This is a genomic window from Bradyrhizobium sp. 23, assembly GCF_023073295.1.
Lineage (GTDB): Bacteria > Pseudomonadota > Alphaproteobacteria > Rhizobiales > Xanthobacteraceae > Bradyrhizobium > Bradyrhizobium canariense_D.
In genome coordinates this window covers 286,159-308,941 of the sequence record NZ_JADPJF010000070.1, presented here as the reverse complement: position 1 = coordinate 308,941, position 22,783 = coordinate 286,159, and the positions used below count along the sequence as shown (strand labels likewise).

General features: G+C 64.3%; 20 protein-coding genes and 1 pseudogene. 13 read left to right on the top strand and 8 right to left on the bottom strand.

Translation table 11 applies throughout. The features are described 5' to 3' along the window. The 3 genes from IVB32_RS19355 to IVB32_RS19345 all read right to left on the bottom strand — a co-directional run. A partial coding sequence (locus tag IVB32_RS19355) for a DUF882 domain-containing protein (RefSeq protein ID WP_247410938.1) occupies nt 1-912 on the bottom strand: 912 nt, incomplete at its 3' end. Nucleotides 913-1,199: 287 nt separating this feature from the next. Beyond that, on the bottom strand, nt 1,200-3,380 hold the full coding sequence (locus tag IVB32_RS19350; RefSeq protein WP_026232599.1) for a L,D-transpeptidase family protein: 2,181 nt from the start codon (nt 3,378-3,380) through the stop codon (nt 1,200-1,202). A 362-nt stretch (nt 3,381-3,742) separates the two neighbouring features. Further along, nucleotides 3,743-5,236 carry a sigma-54 dependent transcriptional regulator gene (locus IVB32_RS19345; RefSeq protein ID WP_018453808.1) on the bottom strand — a complete coding sequence of 498 codons (1,494 nt, stop codon included), beginning with the start codon at nt 5,234-5,236 and terminating at the stop codon, nt 3,743-3,745. 127 nt (nt 5,237-5,363) lie between these two features. Between IVB32_RS19345 and IVB32_RS19340 the strand changes: the two genes are divergently transcribed. The 11 genes and pseudogenes from IVB32_RS19340 to IVB32_RS19290 all read left to right on the top strand — a co-directional run bounded on the left by IVB32_RS19340 (nt 5,364) and on the right by IVB32_RS19290 (nt 17,882). Beyond that, nucleotides 5,364-7,271, top strand: coding sequence for a M3 family oligoendopeptidase (locus IVB32_RS19340; RefSeq protein WP_018453809.1), 1,908 nt, complete (start codon nt 5,364-5,366; stop codon nt 7,269-7,271). Nucleotides 7,272-7,481: 210 nt separating this feature from the next. Then, nucleotides 7,482-10,367 (top strand): cell division protein, encoded by a 2,886-nt coding sequence (locus IVB32_RS19335; protein WP_026232600.1) that lies wholly within the window; start codon nt 7,482-7,484, stop codon nt 10,365-10,367. Between the two features lie 185 nt (nt 10,368-10,552). Further along, a complete protein-coding gene (locus tag IVB32_RS19330) occupies nt 10,553-10,705 on the top strand; it encodes an aa3-type cytochrome c oxidase subunit IV (protein WP_007596280.1) in 153 nt (50 codons plus the stop codon). 137 nt (nt 10,706-10,842) lie between these two features. Continuing rightward, the gene (locus IVB32_RS19325) at nt 10,843-11,970 is read left to right on the top strand and encodes a Re/Si-specific NAD(P)(+) transhydrogenase subunit alpha (RefSeq protein WP_018453811.1); all 1,128 of its coding nucleotides are present in this window, start codon (nt 10,843-10,845) and stop codon (nt 11,968-11,970) included. Nucleotides 11,971-11,981: 11 nt separating this feature from the next. Continuing rightward, nucleotides 11,982-12,299 (top strand): proton-translocating transhydrogenase family protein, encoded by a 318-nt coding sequence (locus IVB32_RS19320; RefSeq protein WP_018453812.1) that lies wholly within the window; start codon nt 11,982-11,984, stop codon nt 12,297-12,299. A gap of 42 nt (nt 12,300-12,341) precedes the next feature. Beyond that, on the top strand, nt 12,342-13,739 hold the full coding sequence (locus tag IVB32_RS19315) for an NAD(P)(+) transhydrogenase (Re/Si-specific) subunit beta (protein ID WP_018453813.1): 1,398 nt from the start codon (nt 12,342-12,344) through the stop codon (nt 13,737-13,739). A 170-nt stretch (nt 13,740-13,909) separates the two neighbouring features. Continuing rightward, nucleotides 13,910-14,707 carry an alpha/beta hydrolase gene (locus IVB32_RS19310; RefSeq protein WP_018453814.1) on the top strand — a complete coding sequence of 266 codons (798 nt, stop codon included), beginning with the start codon at nt 13,910-13,912 and terminating at the stop codon, nt 14,705-14,707. After that, the gene (locus tag IVB32_RS19305; protein ID WP_026232601.1) at nt 14,661-16,142 is read left to right on the top strand and encodes a sodium:proton antiporter; all 1,482 of its coding nucleotides are present in this window, start codon (nt 14,661-14,663) and stop codon (nt 16,140-16,142) included. The genes IVB32_RS19310 and IVB32_RS19305 overlap by 47 nt, the downstream gene beginning before the upstream one ends. A 110-nt stretch (nt 16,143-16,252) precedes the next feature. Further along, nucleotides 16,253-16,508 (top strand): annotated as a pseudogene (locus IVB32_RS19300) (ionic transporter y4hA); the annotation flags it as partial. A gap of 34 nt (nt 16,509-16,542) precedes the next feature. Beyond that, nucleotides 16,543-16,827, top strand: coding sequence for a cupin domain-containing protein (locus tag IVB32_RS19295; RefSeq protein WP_018453817.1), 285 nt, complete (start codon nt 16,543-16,545; stop codon nt 16,825-16,827). Between the two features lie 92 nt (nt 16,828-16,919). Further along, entirely contained in the window at nt 16,920-17,882 is a 963-nt protein-coding gene (locus tag IVB32_RS19290) for a hypothetical protein (RefSeq protein WP_018453818.1), read from the top strand. A 27-nt stretch (nt 17,883-17,909) separates the two neighbouring features. Here the strand turns inward: IVB32_RS19290 and IVB32_RS19285 are convergent, their stop codons facing one another. Together IVB32_RS19285 and rpsU are read right to left on the bottom strand one after the other, a co-directional pair. Further along, the gene (locus IVB32_RS19285; RefSeq protein WP_026232602.1) at nt 17,910-18,560 is read right to left on the bottom strand and encodes a tetratricopeptide repeat protein; all 651 of its coding nucleotides are present in this window, start codon (nt 18,558-18,560) and stop codon (nt 17,910-17,912) included. A 125-nt stretch (nt 18,561-18,685) separates the two neighbouring features. Beyond that, entirely contained in the window at nt 18,686-19,000 is a 315-nt protein-coding gene (gene rpsU, locus IVB32_RS19280; RefSeq protein WP_007614218.1) for a 30S ribosomal protein S21, read from the bottom strand. 260 nt (nt 19,001-19,260) lie between these two features. On the opposite strand from rpsU, the gene aqpZ reads away from it, so the two are divergent. Then, the gene (aqpZ, locus tag IVB32_RS19275) at nt 19,261-19,983 is read left to right on the top strand and encodes an aquaporin Z (protein WP_018453820.1); all 723 of its coding nucleotides are present in this window, start codon (nt 19,261-19,263) and stop codon (nt 19,981-19,983) included. A gap of 36 nt (nt 19,984-20,019) precedes the next feature. On the opposite strand, the gene IVB32_RS19270 is transcribed toward aqpZ, so the two are convergent. Next, entirely contained in the window at nt 20,020-21,126 is a 1,107-nt protein-coding gene (locus tag IVB32_RS19270) for a 5-(carboxyamino)imidazole ribonucleotide synthase (RefSeq protein WP_018453821.1), read from the bottom strand. Further along, nucleotides 21,123-21,611 carry a 5-(carboxyamino)imidazole ribonucleotide mutase gene (gene purE / locus IVB32_RS19265; protein ID WP_007614214.1) on the bottom strand — a complete coding sequence of 163 codons (489 nt, stop codon included), beginning with the start codon at nt 21,609-21,611 and terminating at the stop codon, nt 21,123-21,125. The genes IVB32_RS19270 and purE overlap by 4 nt, the downstream gene beginning before the upstream one ends. A gap of 141 nt (nt 21,612-21,752) precedes the next feature. On the opposite strand from purE, the gene IVB32_RS19260 reads away from it, so the two are divergent. Continuing rightward, nucleotides 21,753-22,514 carry a GGDEF domain-containing protein gene (locus IVB32_RS19260; protein ID WP_018453822.1) on the top strand — a complete coding sequence of 254 codons (762 nt, stop codon included), beginning with the start codon at nt 21,753-21,755 and terminating at the stop codon, nt 22,512-22,514. Here the strand turns inward: IVB32_RS19260 and IVB32_RS19255 are convergent, their stop codons facing one another. Continuing rightward, entirely contained in the window at nt 22,515-22,766 is a 252-nt protein-coding gene (locus tag IVB32_RS19255) for a hypothetical protein (RefSeq protein WP_007614211.1), read from the bottom strand. Nucleotides 22,767-22,783: the final 17 nt, after the last annotated feature.

Below are 22,783 nucleotides of genomic sequence, written 5' to 3'. Positions count from 1 at the left end.
CGCCGCGACTGACGGCTTGGCGCGCGGCGTCGGCACCGGATCGGCCGGCTTGGTCGCGGCGGCGACCACGGTCGGCGCGACAGTCTTCGCGGACGGGGCGGGCGCGCCCTCGTCATCCTCGTCGTTGCTCGCCGCGGCCGGAGCCGACTTGCCCTTGAACAGGGCGGCAAAGAAATTCGACTTGCTGCCGGAATCCTCGCCGCTGCCGCGCCGCTCGATCTCTGCCTTGGCGAGCTCATAACCCTTCAACGGCGTGCCGTCGGTCGGGAGGTGGACGGTGCGTCCGTCCGGGAAGACCCGGGCGAGCTGGTCATGCGTCATGCGCGGCCAGTGCCGGATGCTGCCGGTGTCGAGATGTACGAACGGCGAGCCGGAGGTCGGGTAGAAGCCGACGCCGCCGCGCTGGAGGCGCAGGCCGGCGAAGCGGATCTGCTCCAGCGGCACGTTCGGGATGTAGAAGTCCATCGCATGCCCCAGCATGTGCTGGCTGAAGCGCGCCACGCCGGAGGAGCGGCGGCGGAGCATGGAGTTGGTCGCGGGCGAGCGGTAGGCGGAGATGATCTGGATCGGCTGCTTGCCGTCGACGTCGCGGTAGACTTCCCAGAGGATGTCGAAGAGGTGACGGTCCATGACCGTCTCGTCCTGGCTGCGCCAGTCGCGCAGGAAGTGGTTGAGCTGCTTCAGCGCCGCTTCGTCGTAGCGTCCGTCGCGCTTGAAGGTGACGGTGAGGTCTTCGCCGGAATGGGTGTGGTGGAAGGAGAGCGTCTTGGTCTCGTTGAGCGCGGCGGCGTTGTGAACTGAACCCGCGGCAGCAAGCAGCAATACGGCAGCGAGGCCGATTCTGGATCCGGCCTTCACTCCCGCATGGGACAACGACAGCACAGCGAATTGGCGTGCGATTCCAGTCAGCACGTTAGAGCCCACCCAGTCGACGAGCGTTCAAAATGGACTCTCCCGCTAACCCCGTTAGCGCGCGAAAGAGGATGAACGCTTTGTTAAAGCGAGAAGGTTAATTCGAGGTTGACCTTCCCGCCCCCAAACCAAGTCAGATCGCGAACCTAACCGGGTGAGTGTGGCAAAAAAACGCCCGCTGCCTGAGGTCAGGTGGAGAATGGTTAACGTTAAGCGACCCCATCCAGAGGATGAGGTCGCTGATTTTACTGCAGAATTTCAGGAAATCAGGCGCCGGGCGGCCTGGCTCAGCGGGTGAATACCCGCTGCTGCTGCGGCCGGCGGCCGACCGGGGCCGGCGGCGGGGTGGGCGCTCCGAACAGCCGCTCGAAGAAATTCGGCCCGGACGAGCCGCCGTTGTTGGCCGCCAACACCCCGTTCGGCAGTGTCGTCGCCGGGCGTGAATAGCTCGGCTGGGAGTGCGCGACGACGTTCTCGAGATCCTTGCCGCGACCGTTCTTCAGGATGTTGATCATGGTCGCGTCGCGGCCATAGACGTCCTTGCGGAATTGCAGCTTGCCGCCATCGTCCACGAATGCGGTCTGATAGGTGATGTTGACCGGGATCGGGGTCGGGAATTTCAGGTCGATCTCGCTCTTGCCGTACATGCTGCGGATGCGTTCCGGCGTGTACTTCTCGTTCGGCATCGCGATGTTGAGCAGGACCGAGGCGTACTGATCCGGGTTCTGCACGCGCATGCAGCCGTGGCTGAAGGCGCGTTCGTCCCGGGCGAACAGGTTCTTGTCCGGCGTGTCGTGCTGATAGACCAGGAACTTGTTGGGGAAATTGAAGCGGATGCGGCCGAGCGCGTTGGCTTCACCGGGCGGCTGCGAGATGTGCACCGAACCATCGCGGTTCTGTTCGAGCTTGAGGCCCATGCGCTGGAGCACTGTCGGGTCCTGCTGAAGCGCCGGCAGATATTCGTTGTAGACGATCGACGGCGGCACGTTCCAGGTCGGATTGACCGTGATGTACTTCATCGTCTCGGTGAGCAGCGGGGTCGCATGCGTGCCGGGCTTGCCGGTGACGACGCGGGTGGTCCAGACCTGTTGGCCGCGCTGCATCACCTTCAACGTGTAGTCGGGAATGTTGAGGATGACATAGGCATCGCCCAGCGAGGGCGCGCCCAGGTCGCGCGGCAGCCAGCGCCAGCGCTCCATGTTCACCAGCACCACGTCGATCTGCTTGTCGCGCTTCGGGGCGTTGATCGCCCTCACCGTCTTGTCGTCGAGGATGCCGGTCGCCTTGAGCTCGGCGCTGTTCTGGAATTTGCGCACGGCTTCGGCGACCGCCGCGTCATAGCGGGTGTCGCTGGCGTTCTCGGTGATGCCGAGCTTGGCGCGCAGCTGCGGCACGCGCGGATCTTCAACGACGATTTCAGCCTGCTTCTTGCCGGCCGGGGTGTATTTCAGCGCCGGACCATCGGCGATCTCGATCACCGGGCCGTTGCCCTGGCCGCGGAGCTCCGCGAGCTTCGCCTTCAGCTCCTTGTAAAGTTTTTGCGGCGGATTGTAGCTGTCGAGCGCCGCGGAGGCGTCCGCCGCGGTCGTGACCTTGGCGAGCACCTCGTTCGGATCGACCGGATGCTCGGGATAGAGGATGTCGCCGCTGACCTGCGACCAGTGCATGCGGCCGCTCTGGGCCTGGCGCGCATAGTCGAACATGCTGGCGGTGAGCTTGAGCTCGGCATCGGCGAGCGTATCGGGTGTCGTGGCGGCCGCGAAGTCCGGCACCGGGTAATCGGCGGGATTGAGACCGTCGGACGCCGCGTCCTTCAGCCGTGCGATCACGCCCTTGGCCGCAGCGGTCAGGCTGCCGCCCTGGCTCCAGACCGGCGCGAAGTCGCGTGCACCGTAGAACTTCTCGATCGCAGCGCGTTCGTTCTTACGGTCGAGATAGCGCGAGGCCTTTGCGCCAATGATGTCCTTGAGCTTGTCGGCGACCGGCTGGTCGGCCGCGGGAACGTTGCTCGCGGCCCTCACCGGCTCCGAGGCCGGAGCCGCAGCGGTGGCGGGCGCGGCCGGCGTTGGGATCGCCGTGTCGGCCTTGGCAGGTTCGGTCTTGGCAGGTTCAGTCTTCGCCGTCTCGCTCTTCGTCGCCTCGGCGGCGGGCGTGGTGGCGACGTCGGAAGGCTTGGTCTCGACCTTGTCCGGCGCGGGGGCGGATTCGGCCTTCAGGGGTTCCTTGGCGGGCTCCTTAGCAGGGTCCACCACCGTGGCGGTGGTGTCGAGCTTGATGTCTGATGCGGTCGGGGGCGGGACGTTTGCGGGTTCGGGGCGCGGGATGGCGGCTTCGATCGCGAGCTCGGCAGCGCTGCTGTGCGCCTGATCCTGCGCCAGGGCTGAGCTGGCCGATACCGTGAGGAAGGTCGCCGCGACCGTGATCAAGACACGGTCAAAGCCTGCACGGTGGTTCAAACAGTCACGCATTGTGTCGCACCCCTCGGGTGAACTGTCCCCCGTGGAACAGCTTCGTTATCGCCTATTGAGCTTCGGCTAAACCGCGCCGGCCTCTCGAAAGTTGCACGCCTGCACGCAACGATTCCTACGCAGACGAATCTTACGCGGACGATATACAGGCCCCGATTTCGCAGCCAGCGCTACCCGGGACAACTCACGACAAACTGACTTCAAGCACGCCTCTTGGCAACGGATTGTGCGCTTCTGCCACGCGCTTTTCCCTGTGTCTGTCACTTCCAAGTCACGGTTCAAATCGCAGTCGAATTCCGTCGTCATACGAACGGCTTACAGTCGTATCGCTCCGCCCGGACGAACCGCCGTTCGCGTCCGGCTCAGTGCGTCTCCTCACCGCTTTTGCCGCCATGGCCGGGAACTCCGGCTTCATCGAGTTTGCGGTAGAGGGTGGACCGGCCGATTTTGAGGCGGCGGGCGACCTCCGACATCTGCCCGCGGTAATGCGAGATCGCGAAACGGATGATCTCGTTCTCAATGTCTTCCAGCGGCCGGACGTCGCCGGTCGCGGTCAGCATTGAGAGGGCACCCGCCATGGGCAGCGGCGCGATCGGTATTTCATTACCTGACACCACGGAGGGGGCCGCGATCGGCTCCAGCATCAGCGGCGCGGTCGGAATGTCTGTTCCCGGATGCGGCTGCGAGGCGATCAGAGGGAAGTCGTCGAGGCCAAGCTGGTCGCCCTCGCTCATCACCACGGCGCGATAGACCGCGTTTTCGAGCTGGCGAATGTTGCCGGGCCAATCGAGCTGGGCAAGGTGCGCAACGGCCTCGCCGCTGATGCCGGTGATGGGGCGGTTCTCCTCGGCGGCAAAGCGCGCCAGGAAATGCCTGAGCAGATGCGGAATGTCCTCGCGCCGGGCGCGCAGCGATGGGATCGTCAGCGGCAGCACGTGCAGGCGATAGAACAAGTCTTCCCGGAAGTGGCCCTGCTTGACCCGCTCGAGCAGCCTGCGGTTGGTCGCCGAGATGATGCGGACGTCGACCTTCACGGGTTTGCGGCCGCCGACCGCCTCGACCGCGCCTTCCTGGAGCGCGCGAAGCAGCTTGACCTGCGCGCTCAGCGGCAGCTCGCTGACCTCGTCCAGGAACAGCGTGCCGCCATGAGCTTCGACGAACTTGCCGGTGTGGCGTTCGGTGGCGCCGGTGAAGGCACCCTTCTCGTGACCGAACAGAATGGATTCGACGAGGTTGTCGGGGATCGCGCCGCAATTGACCGCGACGAACGGCTTGGCCTTGCGCTCGCCGCTGCCATGAATGGCACGCGCGAACATCTCCTTGCCGACGCCGGACTCGCCCTCGATCAGCACCGGGATCGAGGAGTTTGTTGCTTTCTGCGCCGCGCGCATCACGCCCGCCATCGCCTCGGCGCGTGTGATGATGTCGGAGAAGGTCAGCCGGCCTTCGCGGCTGTGACGGATGCGCTGCAGTTCGCCCTTGAGCGCGGACGAATTGAGCGCGTTGCGAAGCGAGACCTGGAGCCGCTCCAGGCCGACCGGCTTGACCACGAAGTCGGCCGCACCCGCGCGCATCGCCGAGATCACATTGTCGATGCCGCCATGGGCCGTCTGCACGATGACGGGGATGCTGAGACCCGCTTCGCGGATTTTCGCCAGCACGCCCATGCCGTCGAGGCCGGGCATCACGAGATCGAGGATGACGCCGTCGATGGCCGCGTCGGGGGCGGTGAGGGCGGCGATCGCCGCATCGCCGGAGTCCACCACGATCGTCTCATAGCCGCATTTCTGCACCATGTTTTCGACCAGCCGGCGGGCTACAGCGTCGTCGTCGGCGATCAAAATACTGGCAGCCATGGTGTTCCCCGCACGCTACTACTATCTGTCTCGAATCGGGGCACTCTGGCCGAAGCCGATTAACGCACTGTTAAATCCTGATGCCCCCGCCCGCCGTCGCGATTGTTGAACACAGGTTTCCCACACAATGAATTCGAGCTCCAAGCTTGCACTCAAAAAGTCTGCTCTCAAAAAGTCTGCTCTCCGCAAACCAGGCACCAAGCAATCGGTCATCAAGGCAAAGTCCTCCAGACCTTCACCCGCAAAGCCTGCGAGCAAGACCGGCAAGCTTCCGGAGTGGAACCTCGCCGACCTCTATTCCGGGATCGATGCGCCGGAAGTGGCGCGCGATCTCGCAAAGATGGATGCCGATTGCGTCGCGTTCGAGACGGACTACAAGGGCAAGCTCGCAACAGGAACAGCAAAGGAAGATGGCGGAAAATGGCTCGCAGAAGCCGTGCGACGCTATGAGGCGATCGACGACCTCGCCGGCCGGCTCGGCTCGTACGCTGGCCTCGTTCATGCCGGCGACAGCGTGGACCCCAAGATTTCAAAGTTTTACGGCGACGTTTCCGAGCGCCTGACGGCGGCATCGACGCATCTGCTGTTCTTCGCGCTCGAGCTCAACCGGATCGATGACGATATTTTGAACCGCGCGATGCAGGCCACCGAGCTCGCGCACTACCGTCCCTGGATCGAGGATCTACGCAAGGAGAAACCGTACCAGCTCGAGGACAAGCTCGAGCAGCTCTTCCTGGAGAAGGCGCAGACCGGCTATTCCGCCTTCAATCGGCTGTTCGACCAGACCATTTCGAGCCTGCGCTTCAAGGTCGGGCCCAAGGAGCTCGCGATCGAGCCGACGCTCAATCTGTTGCAGGACCGCGACGGCGCCAAGCGCAAGGCCGCGGCAGAGGCGCTCGCAAAGACCTTCAAGGCCAATGAGCGCACCTTTGCGCTGATCACCAACACTTTGGCCAAAGACAAGGACATCTCCGATAGCTGGCGCGGCTTCAAGGACGTCGCAGATTCCCGGCACCTGAACAACCGCGTCGAGCGCGAGGTGGTGGATGCGCTGGTCGCCTCGGTGCGCGCAGCCTATCCAAAATTGTCGCATCGCTACTACGCGCTGAAGGCACGCTGGTTCGGCAGGAAGCGCCTGGCCTATTGGGACCGCAACGCGCCGCTGCCTTTTGCTGCGACCGACGTGATCGGCTGGGGCGATGCGCGAAACATGGTGCTCTCCGCCTATCGCGGCTTCTCGCCCAAGATGGCTGATATCGCCGAGCGCTTCTTTGCCGACCGCTGGATCGACGCGCCGGTACGTCCGGGCAAGGCGCCGGGGGCCTTCTCGCATCCGACCACGCCGTCCGCGCACCCCTACGTGCTGATGAACTACCAGGGCAAGCCGCGCGACGTGATGACGCTCGCCCATGAGCTCGGCCATGGCGTGCATCAGGTGCTGGCGGCCAGGAACGGCGCGTTGATGGCGCCGACGCCGCTGACGCTGGCGGAGACCGCGAGCGTGTTCGGCGAGATGCTGACCTTCCGGCGGCTGCTGGCGCAGACCAGGAGCGCAAGGCAGCGCCAGGCGCTGCTCGCCGGCAAGGTCGAGGACATGATCAACACCGTGGTGCGGCAGATCGCGTTCTATTCCTTCGAGCGCGCGGTCCACACCGAACGCAAGAACGGCGAGCTCACCGCGACGCGGCTCGGCGAGATCTGGCTCTCGGTGCAGGGCGAGAGCCTTGGTCCGGCAATCGAGATCAAAGCGGGCTACGAGAACTACTGGATGTACATCCCGCACTTCATCCATTCGCCGTTCTACGTCTACGCCTATGCATTCGGCGATTGTCTCGTGAACTCGCTCTACGCCGTCTACGAGAACGCGGCCGAAGGCTTTGCCGAGCGCTATCTCGACATGCTCGCCGCCGGCGGCACCAAGCATTATTCCGAACTGCTGCGGCCGTTCGGGCTCGATGCCAAGGATCCAAAGTTCTGGGACGGCGGCCTGAGCGTCATCGCCGGCATGATCGACGAACTGGAAGCGATGGGCTGAGCCGAACCGCCTTCAGCGCTGCAGCGAGCAGGTCGGGTCGGCCGTCCGAGTGTCCCGTTGTTCCGACAACGGGGGAGGCGGGTTGTAAAGATCCCGCCATGCACATTGAACGTTTGTGCCCGGGACCGGACTAATTCTTGCAGGCGGGTTCGACCTGCAATGCAATCTGTGATCGTTGATCGTCGCGTGTGCTCGGCCAGGGAGGCGAACATGGCCAGGATCAGTGCCCCAGACCCCAAGGTGGAGCCGCCACGGGCTGTGGGGGAACAGCAGCTGTGGGGGACGCAGCACCGGAAGATCGTCAAGCGCGAGCTCGCAGCCATCAACAACCGCCGCCTAGCCCAGGGTATGGATCCCGTTGCATACCCTGGCGACGAAAAGGCGATCGACACGGTCGGCCTTGCGCTGTCAGGCGGCGGGATCCGATCCTCCGCAATCTGCCTCGGCGTCTTGCAGGCTTTCAATCACCACGGGCTCATCAAGCACATCGACTATCTGTCGACCGTATCGGGCGGCGGTTACACCGGCTGTTCGTTTACGGCGACCATGACGCGGGCGCAGAATTTCGTCTTCGGAAGCACGCCGACACCTGGAGCCGAGAGCGCAAATGAGATCAGTGACACGCCTGCGGTGGGCCATATCCGGAATTACTCGAACTATCTCGTTCCGGCCGGCGCGCGCGACCTGATCACCGGCGTCGCAATCGTCGTGCGTGGACTCGTTGCCAATCTGAGCCTGACGCTGCCGGTTGTACTGCTCGTTGCAGTGATCACGATCCTGTCCAACGCCGCACGCTCGTCACTCTATACGACCAATTTCTTCGGCCTGAGCGTCGACGACACCCACAATCTTGGTCCCCTCTCCAGCCTGGGATTGATGCCTGCCTTCTTTCTTGTCGGCCTTGTTGTCGCTTTGCTGCTTTTGTTGGTCGGGCGCCTTTTCAAAGTCGGGCGGCGCGAGCTGTTTCGGTACCTGGCCGGTCTTGCGTTTGCGATGGGTCTCATCTGTGCGATCGCCAGCTGCCTGAATGTCGATCACTTTGGCCTTTCGCTTGCAGCGGTCCTGCTCGGCCTTGCGCTTTTCTTTGGCTGGGCAGTGCTGCGATCGATTTCGTCGACCAAGGGAGGTGAATTCCGCGGCTATCCGTCGACGGTCGGCGCGACCTATCTCGTTCTGCTTGCCGCCATCTGCTTCTTCGAATTTCAGCCCTTCATGATCGCCCAGATGTTCGATGTCGCCGACGCTAACACGACTCAGTCCGGCGGCATCATTGGCGGCGTTGCAATCAAGTGGGTCCAATCGCTTGCGGCCATCACTGCGCCGGTTGCGGCGGCTGTCACGCTGTTCCGGCAGCAATTCGCCGACCTGCTGAAGGGCGCCGGCGCCTCGGACCTGGGATCACGCCTGCTCGCCCATGCGGCGAAAGCAGCCGTGCTTGTCGCGGGACTGGCGCTGCCCTTGCTGATCTGGGTCGGATATCTCTATCTTTGCTATTGGGGCATCGCGAACGACAAGACCCTCGACGCCGCCTACCGTCAATACCCCATGATCGAGGAGTGGGGAGCGGCTGGCGTGCAACCCGTGCCGCCCGCGGCCGGTGTCGATGTCAAGGGAAATGTCCAGTTTGACTCGGCGACCCGCAAGCTCTCGGCCGAAATCACCAATCGCGAAGCGAAGGTCGTCGTCTCCAAGCCGGTGGGGCCGATCTCGCACATTCCCGCATGGCTGTTTTCCGTTGCGTCATTGCAGTCCCCGGACAAATTCACTTGGTCGAAGTACCAGTTCGGCAACAGTGTCAGCTGGCGGATGATGCTGCTCTACTTCTTGTCGGGCTCGGCCATGTTCGGCCTGTCGTGGGTTCTCGGGCCGAATGCCAATTCGTTGCACCGGCTCTATCGTGATCGCCTCAGCAAGGCCTTCTTGTTCAATCCGCTCTATTACGCCGACGGGGAGCCGTCGCGGAACATGCCGAGCCTGGACCAGGGGAGGGATTTCCTTCCGCTCGACGAGGAGAAGCTGAGCGGTCTGTTACATCAGATGGTCTACGGGGTCGATCCAGCGGGAGCGATGACGGTCGCGACATCGAAAAAATGCAGCCTGGCCTCGCCATATCCCATCATCAACGCCGCGCTGAACATCCAAGGATCCGACTTCGCCAATCGGCGGGGACGGAACGCGGATTTCTTCATATTCTCGCCGCTGCACGTCGGCAGCGAGGCCACTGGCTATGCGAATACACCGGCATTCGAGAAGGTCGCGCCGGGCCTCGATCTTGCGACCGCGATGGCAATCTCCGGGGCCGCTGCTTCGTCGAACATGGGCTCGGGGTCGATCCGCTCGCTGACCCCGACCCTGGCGCTCCTCAACGTGCGCCTGGGGTACTGGTTGAAGAACCCGCGCTGGGTCTCGACAAAGGACAAGCCGCAGCACCACTCGACCCCTTTGTTTCTATGGTCTGAGATCTCGGGCCGGCTTTACGAGAATGCCGATGCGGTCTACCTGACGGACGGCGGACACATCGAGAATCTCGGTGTCTACGAGTTGTTGCGACGACGCTGCAAGGTGATCATCGCGGTTGACGCCGAAGCCGATGCACCCATGAATTTCTCATCCCTGGTGACGCTGCAGCGCTATGCGCGCATCGATCTCGGGATCATCATCGATCTGCCGTGGACGCCGATCCGCAACACCACGCTCGAGTGGATGAAGTGCAACGCAACCAAATCCCCGGCCCGGCGCACGGCGGGCGGACCGCACGTGGCGGTCGGCACCATCGACTACGGCTCGGGGGAAAAGGGGTACCTCGTGTACATCAAGTCGTCCCTGACCGGAGACGAGAACGACTACATCCGCGACTATGCACGCCGCAACGACACCTTCCCGCATGAAACCACCGGTGACCAGTTCTTCTCGGAGGAGCAGTTCGAGGTCTACCGCGCGCTGGGTTTCCACATGAGCCACGGTTTTCTCACCGAGGATGCCGGCGCGGATGCAATCGTCGTCAACGTTCCGGGAGAACGCTGCGCAAAGCGAAACTTCTGCGACAGCAAGGTGGAGCCGATCGGCGCAGTCCGCCGTGCGCTCGGCCTGCGCTGAGAGGCCTCGGCTCGTGGCATCGGAGACCGCCTCTGACGGGCGGATCACCGGTCTGAGCCGAATTCCCGCCCATTGGAATTCCAAATGACCTGATTTGCCGGGAAACCGCGCCTCCGTGCCGTTGCCCTGCCCGGAAGTTTGCGGTATCCCAGCCACGAAATTCGACTTTCGACTGGGGACAATTCATGGCTGACCATAGCGAAGTGGCGTACAGCACCGCCGACGGCAACGACTACGTTGCCCACGAGCAGACCTACGAGGGCTTCATCAAGCTGGTGAAGTACGGCACGGTCTCGGTCGCGCTTATCGTGATCCTGATGGCGATCTTCCTGACCTGATTCATCCCCTGCAGCACCGCCAGTGTCGTCGGTGCCTATAAAATTTGCAATCAAGCCGGATTGAAAACCGGTATCCAACGTTGCGGGAGTAACGCTAAGTTCGCGTGCGCGCTTCTTCCCGCGTCGCCGGAGGGCCTATGAAGATCGCCGTTGCCAAGGAAATCGATCCGTCGGAGCCGCGGGTCGCCGCTTCGCCGGATACGGTGAAGAAGTTCAAGGCGTTGGGCGCCGAGATCGCCGTCGAGCCGGGCGCCGGCCTCAAGTCGGGCCTGCCGGACTCCGAATTCACCGCCGTGGGCGCCACCGTCAGCGCCGACGCGCTGAAGGACGCCGACATCATCATCAAGGTGAAGCGCCCTGAAGCCTCCGAGTTGGCGCAGTACAAGCGCGGCGCGCTCGTCATCGCCATCATGGACCCCTACGGCAACGAGGCCGCGCTGAAGACGATCGCCGATGCCGGTGTCTCCGCCTTCGCGATGGAATTGATGCCGCGCATCACGCGCGCGCAGGTGATGGACGTGCTGTCCTCGCAGGCCAACCTCGCCGGCTACCGCGCCGTGATCGAGGGCGCCGAGGCCTTCGGACGCGCCTTCCCGATGATGATGACCGCGGCCGGCACGGTGCCCGCCGCCAAAGTGTTCGTGATGGGCGTCGGCGTCGCCGGCCTCCAGGCGATCGCGACCGCACGCCGTCTCGGCGCCGTCGTCACCGCGACCGACGTCCGGCCCGCCACCAAGGAGCAGGTCGAATCGCTCGGTGCAAAATTCCTCGCCGTCGAGGACGAGGAATTCAAGAACGCGCAGACCGCCGGCGGCTACGCCAAGGAAATGTCCAAGGAATACCAGGCCAAGCAGGCCGCGCTCACCGCCGAGCACATCAAGAAGCAGGACATCGTGATCACCACCGCGCTGATTCCGGGCCGGCCGGCGCCGAGGCTCGTCACGGCTGACATGGTCAAGTCGATGAAGCCGGGATCAGTGCTGGTCGATCTCGCCGTCGAGCGCGGCGGCAATGTCGAAGGCGTCAAGGCGGGCGAGGTCGCTGATGTCGGTGGCATCAAGATCGTCGGCTACACCAACGTCGCCGGCCGCGTCGCGGCGTCGGCCTCCAGCCTCTACGCGCGCAATTTGTTCAACTTCATCGAAACGATGGTCGACAAGACCAGCAAGGCGCTGGCCGTGAACTGGGACGACGAGCTCGTCAAAGCGACCGCGCTGACCAGGGACGGCGCCGTCATCCACCCGAACTTCCAGCCGAAAGCGTAAGGAGAGCCGCCATGGAGCATGTTGCACAGGTCGTCGACCCCTTCGTCTTCCGGCTGTCGATCTTCGTTCTCGCCGTCTTCGTCGGCTATTTCGTGGTGTGGTCGGTGACCCCGGCGCTGCATACGCCGCTGATGAGCGTGACCAATGCGATCTCCTCGGTGATCGTGGTCGGTGCGCTGCTCGCGGTCGGGGTCGGCATGATCTCGAGCGGCTCGGGCTGGGCGCGCGGCTTCGGCTTCATCGCGCTCATTTTCGCCTGCGTGAATATCTTCGGCGGCTTCCTTGTCACCCAGCGCATGCTGGCGATGTACAAGAAGAAGGTGAAGTGAGCGGCGTTCACCTCGGGGTGACAAAGACAAAGGGGACCTGAGATGAACGCCAATCTGGCTGCAGTTCTGTATCTCGTGGCAGGTGTGCTGTTCATCCTGTCGCTGCGCGGGCTGTCCAGCCCCGCCACATCGCGGCAGGGTAATTTCTTCGGCATGATCGGCATGGCGATCGCGGTCGCCACCACGCTGGCCAGCCATCCGCCGGCGGACGGCCTCGCCTGGATCCTCGTGATCCTTGGCATCGCGATCGGCGGCAGCGTCGGCGCAGTGATTGCCCGCCGGGTGCCGATGACCTCAATGCCGGAACTGGTCGCCGCGTTCCATTCGCTGGTCGGCATGGCCGCGGTGCTGGTCGCGGCCGGTGCGTTCTACGCGCCGGAGGCCTTCGACATCGGCAGCCCCGGCAACATCCATCCGCAGAGCCTGGTCGAGATGTCGCTCGGCGTCGCCATCGGCGCGCTGACCTTCACCGGCTCGGTGATCGCGTTCCTGAAGCTGTCCGCGCGCATGAGCGGTGCGCCGATCATCCTGCCGTTCCGCCACATCATCAACATTGCGCTCGCGATCGCGCTCGTCGTCTTCATCGTCGGGCTGGTCATGACGGGCAGCGCGCTCGACTTCTGGCTGATCGTCATCATCGCGCTGGCGCTCGGCGTCCTCATGATCATCCCGATCGGCGGCGCCGACATGCCGGTCGTGATTTCGATGCTTAACTCGTACTCGGGCTGGGCCGCGGCCGGCATCGGCTTCACCCTCGGCAATTCCGCGCTGATCATCACCGGCGCGCTGGTGGGATCAAGCGGCGCGATCCTGTCCTACATCATGTGCCACGCGATGAACCGCTCCTTCATCTCGGTCATTCTCGGCGGCTTCGGCGGCGAGACCGCGGCGGCCGGCGGTGGCGGCGGCGAGCAGAAGCCGGCCAAGCTCGGCTCGGCCGACGACGCAGCCTTCATCATGAAGAACGCGCAGAAGGTCATCATCGTGCCCGGCTATGGCATGGCGGTGGCACAGGCTCAGCATGCGCTGCGTGAAATGGGCGACATCCTGAAGAAAGAAGGCGTCGAGGTGAAATACGCCATTCACCCGGTCGCCGGCCGCATGCCCGGCCACATGAACGTGCTGCTGGCCGAGGCCAACGTGCCCTATGACGAGGTGTTCGAGCTCGAGGACATCAACTCCGAATTCGCGCAGGCCGATATCGCCTTCGTGATCGGCGCCAACGACGTCACCAATCCGGCGGCCGAAGAGGACAAGACCTCGCCGATCTACGGCATGCCGGTGCTCCAGGTCTGGAAGGCCGGCACCGTGATGTTCATCAAGCGCTCGCTCGCTTCCGGCTATGCCGGCATCGACAATCCGCTGTTCTATCGCGACAACACCATGATGCTGCTCGGCGACGCCAAGAAGGTCACCGAGAACATCGTCAAGGCGATGTAGCGCGGAGGCAAGCGGGCCATTGCCAATGCGACGCGCGAGCAGCGCGTCGCGTGGCACACCGCTCACCAGGCGGCGTGCGGCTGCCGTGACGTTCCGGCCCGCCTCGGGCGATGTCATGAAATTGCTGCCGAGCCGGTGCAAACCCTGAACAGGGGCCGGGTCGCGTCATCATGACCATCGTCAAATGGATCGCCATCCTGCTCGTGACCGTCTATTGCGCCGGTCTCCTCGTGCTGTATGTCAGGCAGCGCGAGATGCTGTTTCCGATCCCGCCCGTCGGTCGCACCACGCCGGACGCCGCAGGCTTCCCCGAGGCCGAAGAGCACGTCCTGACTACCTCCGATGGCGAGAATGTCATCGTCTGGCACGTGCCGGCGAAGCCAGGCCGCCCCGTGATCCTGTATTTTCCGGGCAATGGCGATTATCTCGCTGGTCGCGTCAGCCGCCTCAAGGCCATGACGGCGGACGGCACCGGCCTGGTCGCGCTGTCCTATCGCGGCTATGCCGGCTCGAGCGGGGCGCCGAGCGAGGCGGGCCTGCTGCGCGATGCCGCGGCCGCCTACGCCTTCACCACCGCGCGCTACGCGGCGGAGCGAATCGTCGCGTGGGGCTTTTCGCTCGGGACCGGCGTGGCGGTCGCGATCGCCTCGGAGCATCGTGTTGGAAAACTCATCCTGGAAGCGCCCTATACATCGACGGCCGATATTGCAGCTTCATCGTTCTGGTACGTTCCGGTCCGCCTGCTGATGCGAGATCCATTTCATTCCGACGAGCGCATCCCGCGCGTCACTGTGCCGCTATTGGTGATGCATGGCACCGATGACCTTGCCATTTCCATCGTGTTCGGAGAGCGTCTGTTCGCGCTTGCGCACGAACCGAAGGAGTTCGTTCGCTTTGCGGGCGGTGGACACGACAATCTCGATGCGTTCGGTGCGATTGAAACGGCGAGGCACTTCATTGCTTTCTAGACGGCTTGTCGTTCGGCGCGCGAGCGGGTTCATCGCCGCGATCCTCGTCGTGTTGTTGCCACAGCACGCATGGGCGGCGACCGGGCTCGACGGCGCGGCGATGCGCTGGCCGTATGCGCTGCCCTTTGCCGGCCTCCTGCTGTCGATCGCTCTCGGGCCGCTGCTGTTTGCAAAAGTCTGGCACCATCATTACGGCAAGATCGCCGCGGCCTGGTCGCTGCTGGCACTCGCCTCGCTCGTCATCCTGGCCGGGAGCATGGCGACGTTGGCGGCGCTCGTTCACGCCATGCTCGCCGAATATCTCGGCTTCATCGTGCTGCTGTTCTCGCTCTATGTCGTGGCTGGCGGCATTCTCGTGACGGGCGACATCAAGGCGACGTCGGCATCAAATGCCGGCATCCTCGCGCTCGGTACGGTGATGGCGAGTGTCGTCGGCACCACGGGGGCGGCCATGATCCTGATCCGCCCTCTGATCCGCGCCAACCGACCGCGGCGCTACAACGCCCATGTCGTCATCTTCTTCATCATCCTGGTCGCCAATGTCGGTGGCGCGCTGAGCCCGCTCGGCGATCCCCCGCTGTTCGTCGGCTTCCTGCATGGTGTCGACTTCTTCTGGACCACGCGGACCATCTGGCTGCAGACGGCGATCGTTGCCGGACTGCTGCTCGCGATCTTCGTCGTCATCGACGTCTGGCGCTTCCGCAGCGAACCCTTGCTCGGCGCCGCCGGCGCCGCGAAGCCGGTCCGCATCCGCGGCCTCGTCAACCTGGTGCTGATTGCAGCCATCGTCGCGAGCCTGCTGGCCTCGGCGATGTGGAAGCCCGGCATCGCTTTCGACATTCTCGGAACCAGGCTGGAGCTGGAAGATATCGCCCGCAACGCGGCGCTGCTGGCCATAGCGGGCCTGTCGGTGTGGTTGACGCCGGACGAGCACCGGCAGGCCAACGGCTTCACCTGGGAGCCGATCCGCGAAGTCGCAAAGCTGTTCGCCGGCATTTTCATCGCGATCATCCCGGTCATCGCCATGCTCGATGCCGGCCATCACGGCGCGTTCGCCTGGCTGTTGTCGGCCGTGACCGCTCCGGACGGCACGCCGCGCGAGGTTGCCTATTTCTGGTTCACCGGTCTGATGTCGGCGTTCCTCGACAATGCGCCGACCTATCTGTTGTTCTTCGAGCTCGCCGGCGGCGACCCGCAGATGCTGATGCACGAACTCTCGGGCACGCTCGCCTCCATCTCCATGGGCGCAGTCTACATGGGCGCGCTTACCTATATCGGCAATGCGCCGAATTTCATGGTGAGCAGCATCGCCAGCGAGAACGGCATCGAGATGCCGAGCTTCTTCGGTTATTTCCTGCGCGCCAGCGCGGTGCTGATCCCGCTGTTCGTGCTGCTGACGCTGCTGCCGTTCGCTCCGATCCTGCGCTGGCATTGAATCTGCCGCGCGATTGCTACTGCTCGGCTGAGACAATTGGAGCCGATGGATGAGCGCGCACAATCCGACGCCTCGATCGGCCTGGATCTTTCCGGCGCTGGCCGTGCGAGGCGCATCTGTCGGGCCGGGCCTTGGTGCTCAGCGTCGTGCTGCTGCTGATTGCGCTGCTGGCGGTCGTGTTGCTGTCCAAGAAATTCTCGCTGGTGGTCGATGCCGTCGCGGCCAGGATCGGCGCGCCGCCTGCCTTTGCTCCTGACCTTCTTCCTGAGCATGCTGACCTTCGGTACGGGCAGGACCAATGTCCTGTTCGGGCTGGTCCATAAGGTGGTATTTGCCGTCTACGTGTTCGTGGTTTTCGTGCCCTGAACCGGTTTTCCGGATATGCCCCAGGAGAGTTCCGATGCTTGCCGCCGAGTCCGAGGTTCAGGTCGACAATGAGCAGGTTCGGGTGACCGAGTGGCGGCTCGCGCCAAACAGCGCCACCGGGCATCACACCCATGGCATGGACTACGTCATTGTTCCCGTGGTCGGAGGGGAAATGACCATCGTGGCGCCCGATGGCGAGCGGTCCAAAGCACAGCTTGCGGCCGGGAAATCCTATTTTCGCAAGGCCGGCGTCCAGCACGACGTGCTTAACGAAACCGCAACCGAGATCGTGTTCCTTGAGGTTGAGCTGAAGTCGTAAGTCCGGCGTACCCCTTTGCCATTGATCCGTCGCAGTTGATCCCTCACTATGCCTCAAAGTTCCCGCATCAGATCGCGCGGGGAGTGGCCGGAATGCTGAAATACATCGCTAAAATCTCGATGGACATCTTCCCCTCGGTGCTCGCAACGATCATCGGGGCGTATATCGTTAATCATTACATCAACGCCAAGCCGGCGGCGGATGCGCCCGCGGCCGTGACGGCGCCCGCCGAGGCCGGCAAGAACGGCAAGCCCGCCGATGTGGCCAACCTCCCCGCGCCCGGCGTCAAGGCCAAGGGCATCTCCGAGAAGAACGTGACGGACAAGCCGGCGGCCGAGAAGGCTGCCGATCATCCGGGCGCGGAGTCGAAGACCTCGACGGCGGACGTGGCACCGGCCGAGGCCGCCCCGCGCGGCAAGCCGTCCGGTCGCGAGAAGGCAGTCGCCAAGTCCACGCCGGCCGTCAGTGCAGCCGCTCCCGCCGCCCCGGTGGTGGAGGCCAATTCGGCGCCCGCTGCTGCCGCGCCGGCCGCAACCCCCGACGCCAACGATCTCGTGCGCGCCGCGATCGAGCGCCTGCGCAAGTCGCCTGAGAGCAAAGCGGCTGAGGCCAAAGCTTCCGACACAAAGGCTGCCGACACAAAGGCTTCCGACAATAAGTCTTCCGAGACCAAGGCGCCCGAGAAGACTCAGGAGCCTGCGGTGCGTGAAGCCGCCCGCACTCCGGAGGCCCCGCGTATCATTCCCGTGGATACGTCATCGGTGCGTCCGTTGCCGCCGCCGATCACGGTCTCGACACCCGCAGCCGAGGCCTATGGCAATGGCGGCTCGTCGCAGCCGAGCCCGCCCTACACGGCGTCGGTCGGCAACGAGAACCCGAATCGGCTGACGCCGCCGGCTGATATTCCGGTCCCGATGATTGCGCCCCCGCTCGATCTGCGCGCCGATGCCGGCGCGTCGATGCCGCGGCCGAAGACCAATGTCGCCGACGACATGCTGTCGGGCGTTAAGTCCATGTTCCACTCCGTTCTGCCGAAGAGCGTCACCCCGGATTAAGACGGCGCCCGCGCTGCGCCAGACTCGTCAGCCGCCGACGCGGGCGAGGCCGCTGCGGGCGGCGTCGTCGCGTGGGCGAAGCGAGACCGCCTTGGTGTAGGACGCCGCCGCCTTGGTCCTGTCGCCCAGCCGTTCATAGGCTTGCCCGCGTATGGTCCAGACTTGGGCATTGTGGGGATCGGCCTCGGAAGCCTCATCCAGATCGGCCGCGGCCTCCTTGACCTTGCCGACGGCGAGATAACTGGTGGCGCGGCCGAGCAGCGGCTCGACCTTCTGCGGGTTAAGGCCGCTCGCGGCACTGAAATCGGCGATGGCGAAGTCGTGCTGGTTCTTGCCCTGGTAGATCAGGGCGCGGCCATAGAGCGCCTGCGCGTTGTACGGATCGAGTCCGACCGCGTGATTGAATTCATCGAGCGCGGCCGCCGTCTCGCCGGACTTTGCCAGAGCCTGGGCCTTTGCCGTATGGGCTTGGGCTTCGCTGACATTGCCGGCGCTGACCACGTTCTCAGCGGTCGTGGCCGCCTTGGGTGCCTCCTGCGGCTTCTCCTTCTCCGGCGTCAGCGACCCCAGGTCGAAGGAGCAGCCGCATAGCGAAATCCCCATCAAGGCCAGCGCAAACGGCTGCTGCAAGATCTGCCGTAGCCGCGCCAAGCCGCGCTTGGGGAGAGGGGAGGCCATCTACGGTTCGCTCGCGCTAGTGCCGCATCGGTAGTGCCCCATCCCAGCAAGGCACCGCTCACAAAACAATAACGCGGGCCAGGGGCCCGCGTCATCGAAAACTGAAATCTCTCAAGTCGGGTAAATCAGCGCGGTCCGCGCGGACCAGCACTTGCACCTGCGCCTGCACCCGGGCCGCCGCGACCGCCACGATCACCGCCGGGGCCAGCACCGAACACCGGCTTCGGCTTCATCGGCAGCAGGCCTTCGCGCTGCAGCTTCTTGCGGGCCAGCTTGCGTGCGCGACGCACGGCTTCGGCCTTTTCACGGGCCTTCTTCTCGGAGGGCTTTTCGTAGTGACCGCGGAGCTTCATCTCGCGGAAAATACCCTCGCGCTGCATCTTCTTCTTCAGCGCCTTGAGGGCTTGATCGACATTGTTATCGCGAACGAGAACCTGCACGCGGCATCCTCTTCAGTGGATCGGATTTGAATTCTGGTAAGTCAAAGGGGATGGCGAAACGCACAAGCCCTTAACCTTGAGGGCGCGGATGTATCAGACAAAACTTGGGATGTCCACCGGCCAAGCGGGTTTTCGGGCCAAGTTCAGCCATTAAATGAGGCAAAATACCTCTGTGCGGCCCTGATTTGGGAGATTTGACGCCAAGGGTGGGGCCGTTTCCGGAGCTTTGTTCCGGAATCTTTGAAAGCAGGGGACGACACATGGATATGAAGAAATACGCGGCCGAAGCTATCGGTACCTTTTGGCTCACATTCGCAGGTTGCGGAAGTGCGGTGATCGCAGCCGGCTTTCCGCAGGTTGGCATCGGTCTGGTCGGTGTCTCCCTCGCGTTCGGACTGAGCGTGGTCACCATGGCCTATGCGATCGGCCACATCTCAGGCTGTCATCTCAATCCGGCCGTCACTGTCGGTCTTGCCGCCGGCGGACGTTTTCCGGCCGGACAGATCCTGCCTTATGTGATTGCGCAGGTCGCCGGCGCGATCGTGGCCGCGTGGCTGCTCTACGTCATCGCAAGCGGAGCTCCCGGCTTCGACGTCAGCAAGGGGTTCGCGTCCAACGGGTACGATGCCCATTCTCCCGGCCAGTACAGCATGATCGTGTGCTTCCTCACCGAGGTGGTCATGACCATGATGTTCCTGTTCATCATCATGGGCGCGACTCACGGCCGCGCGCCCGCCGGCTTTGCGCCGCTGGCGATCGGGCTCGCGCTGGTGATGATCCATCTCGTCAGCATCCCCGTCACCAACACCTCCGTGAACCCGGCGCGTAGCACGGGGCCCGCGCTGTTCGTCGGCGGCTGGGCGCTGTCGCAGCTCTGGTTGTTCTGGGTTGCGCCACTGATCGGCGGCGCGCTGGGCGGGGTGATCTATCGTTGGCTCAGCGAAGAGCCCACTGGCGTCGTCGCGGGCGCGAAGACGGCATAACTGCAAAGCGGGATCGCGGCATGCGCCGCGGTCCCGTTATTTGCCGGTCGTGGGTCGCACTTCGGTGACATGTCCCATCTTGCGGCCCGGACGCGGCGCGCCCTTGCCGTAGATGTGCACCGTTGCGCCCGCGACGCTCAGCCACTTGTCATATTCGTTGATCTCGTCGCCGATCAGATTGGTCATGGTGACGACTTCGCCGTGGCGCACGGGCTTGCCGAGGGGCCAGCCGGCAATGGCGCGGATGTGCTGCTCGAACTGCGAGACGGACGCACCGTCGAGCGTCCAATGTCCGGAATTGTGCACGCGCGGAGCGATCTCGTTGACCAGCACCTTGGGTCCGGTGCCGTTGGCGAGCACGAACATCTCGACGGCAAGCACGCCGACATAATCGAGCGCGCCCGCGATCTTGCCGGCGATACTGCGCGCTTCCTCGGCGAGCACGTCCGGGATCCGGGCGGGCGCACGGGAGATCTTCAGGATGTGGTCGCGGTGCTCGTTTTCGGTGACGTCGAAACACTCGACCTGGCCCGTGGCCGAGCGGGCGGCGATCACGGAAATCTCACGCTCGTACGGCACGAAGGCTTCCAGGATGGCCGATTTGGTGGCGAGACTGGTCCACACTTTCGCGACGTCGTCGCCCTCGCGGATGATGGCCTGGCCCTTGCCGTCATAGCCGAAGCGACGGGTCTTCAGCACCGCCGGAAGGCCGATCCTGGCGATCGCCTCGCGCAATGACGGGACCGAGGTGACGTCGGCGTAGGCTGCGGTGCCGATGCCCAGCCGCGTCACGAAATCCTTCTCGGCGAGCCGGTCCTGGGTGGTCTCGAGGATCTTGCGGTTGGGCAGCACCGGGCGGCGCGCATCCAGCACCATCGCGGCCGCGGACGGCACGTTCTCAAATTCGTAGGTGATGACGTCGACGTCGTTGGCGAACAGCTCGAGTGCTTCGACATCGGCATATTCGGCGCAGGTCGCATTCAGGACGACGTCGAAGGCCGGTGAGTCCGGATCGGGCGAGAACACCTGGCAGCGCAGGCCAAGCCGGGCCGCCGCCATGGCCAGCATCCGCCCCAATTGTCCGCCGCCGAGGATGCCAATGGTGTCGCCGGGCTTCAGCTTCACCTGCTTTGCGTCAGTCACGCCTTGTCCTCCGGGCGCTCGGCCACGGCCTCGGTCTGCGCCTTGCGCCAGGCGGCGAGGCGATCGGACAAGGCCGGGTCGGACAAGGCCAGCACGGCCGCCGCCAGCAACGCCGCATTGATGGCGCCCGCCTTGCCGATGGCGAGGGTGCCGACCGGGATGCCTGCGGGCATCTGGACGATCGAATAGAGCGAATCGATGCCCTTGAGCGTCCTGGATTCGATGGGGACGCCGAACACGGGCAATTCCGTCAGAGCCGCCGCCATGCCGGGCAGGTGGGCTGCGCCACCCGCGCCGGCGATGATGACCTTGTAACCAGCCGTCTTGGCGCCTTTGGCGAACGTAAACAGCCGGTCGGGGGTGCGGTGGGCCGAAACGATGCGGGTGTCGGCGGCAACGCCGAGCCCTGCGAGCGTGTCGGCGGCATGCCGCATCGTGTCCCAGTCCGACTGGCTTCCCATGATGATGGCGATCGGCGCGGTCATGACGTGAATTGTTCTCGAAAAACAGAAAGATAGGCCAGACTAAAGGTTCCGGCCGGTGGCTCGCAAGGCGGTGGCAAGGAGAAGGGAATGAACTATCCTGTCTTGGTGAATCCCCGCAAGCCTTCATTGAGCAGGATGCCCATGAAGAAACCAAAAAGGGCAAGCGCTGCGAAGGCCAAAAAGGGCCCGAAGCCCAGTGCCGGCCGCTCCAAAGTTGCTCTCAAGCGTCCGGCCAAGCGTCGGATCAAGGGTCCGGCGCGGCGTCCGACCAGGCCGTCGCAGCGGGCAGCGTCTGCCGATGACGGGGCCAAAGCGGCCATCGAGCCGGCCATCAACGCGACCATCCGCGAGCTCCGGAGCAAGCTCAGGGGGGCGCTGCGGCGGGTCGCGGAGCTCGAGGCGGCTGCCGACACCGATTTCCTGCTCGAAATTCCGAACCGGCGCGGCTTCGAACGCGAGCTCGCCCGCGCCGTCGCCTACATGAAGCGCTACCGCGCCAGCGGGGCGCTGATCGTGCTCGACGTCGATCGGTTGAAGCCGATCAACGATTCCTTCGGCCATGCGGCCGGCGACGAGGTCCTGAAGGCGATTGCCACCACGCTGACGCGGCAGATCCGCGCTTCGGACGTGGTCGGCCGGCTCGGCGGCGACGAGTTCGCGCTGCTGCTCTGGAATCTCAGCGAGACCGACGCCAAGGCGAAGGCCGCGGCTTTCGAGCAGGCCATCGACGAATTGTCCTTTGTCTTTCGCGGCCAGCACGTGAGCGCGGGCGCTTCCGCCGGCGTCGCCCTGCTCGGAGTGCAATCCGACGCCACGCGCGCCCTGGAGGAGGCCGATGCCGCGATGTATGTGCGCAAGGCGCACCGGCGGCACGAGCCGCACATCAGGCTCGTCAGCAGCTAGTTAAAGCGTGCCGAGGTCTTTCGGTACGTCGCCGAAGCTGCGGAGCAGTTTTGCGTCCCCGAATTCGCCGGTCATGGGATCGCCGCTGCGGCTGAACGCGACCGCGCCGGTGTGGCCGGCGCCGTGCGACATAATCTCGGCGCGCCGTAGCGCGGCCGCCGCGCTCTGGCATTCCTCGGCCGCACCCGCGACCGGCGATCCGTCCTCGTCGGTCAGGAAAGGTAATGCAACGTAATAGGTGACATCGGACATGGTCGGCTCCGATAGCT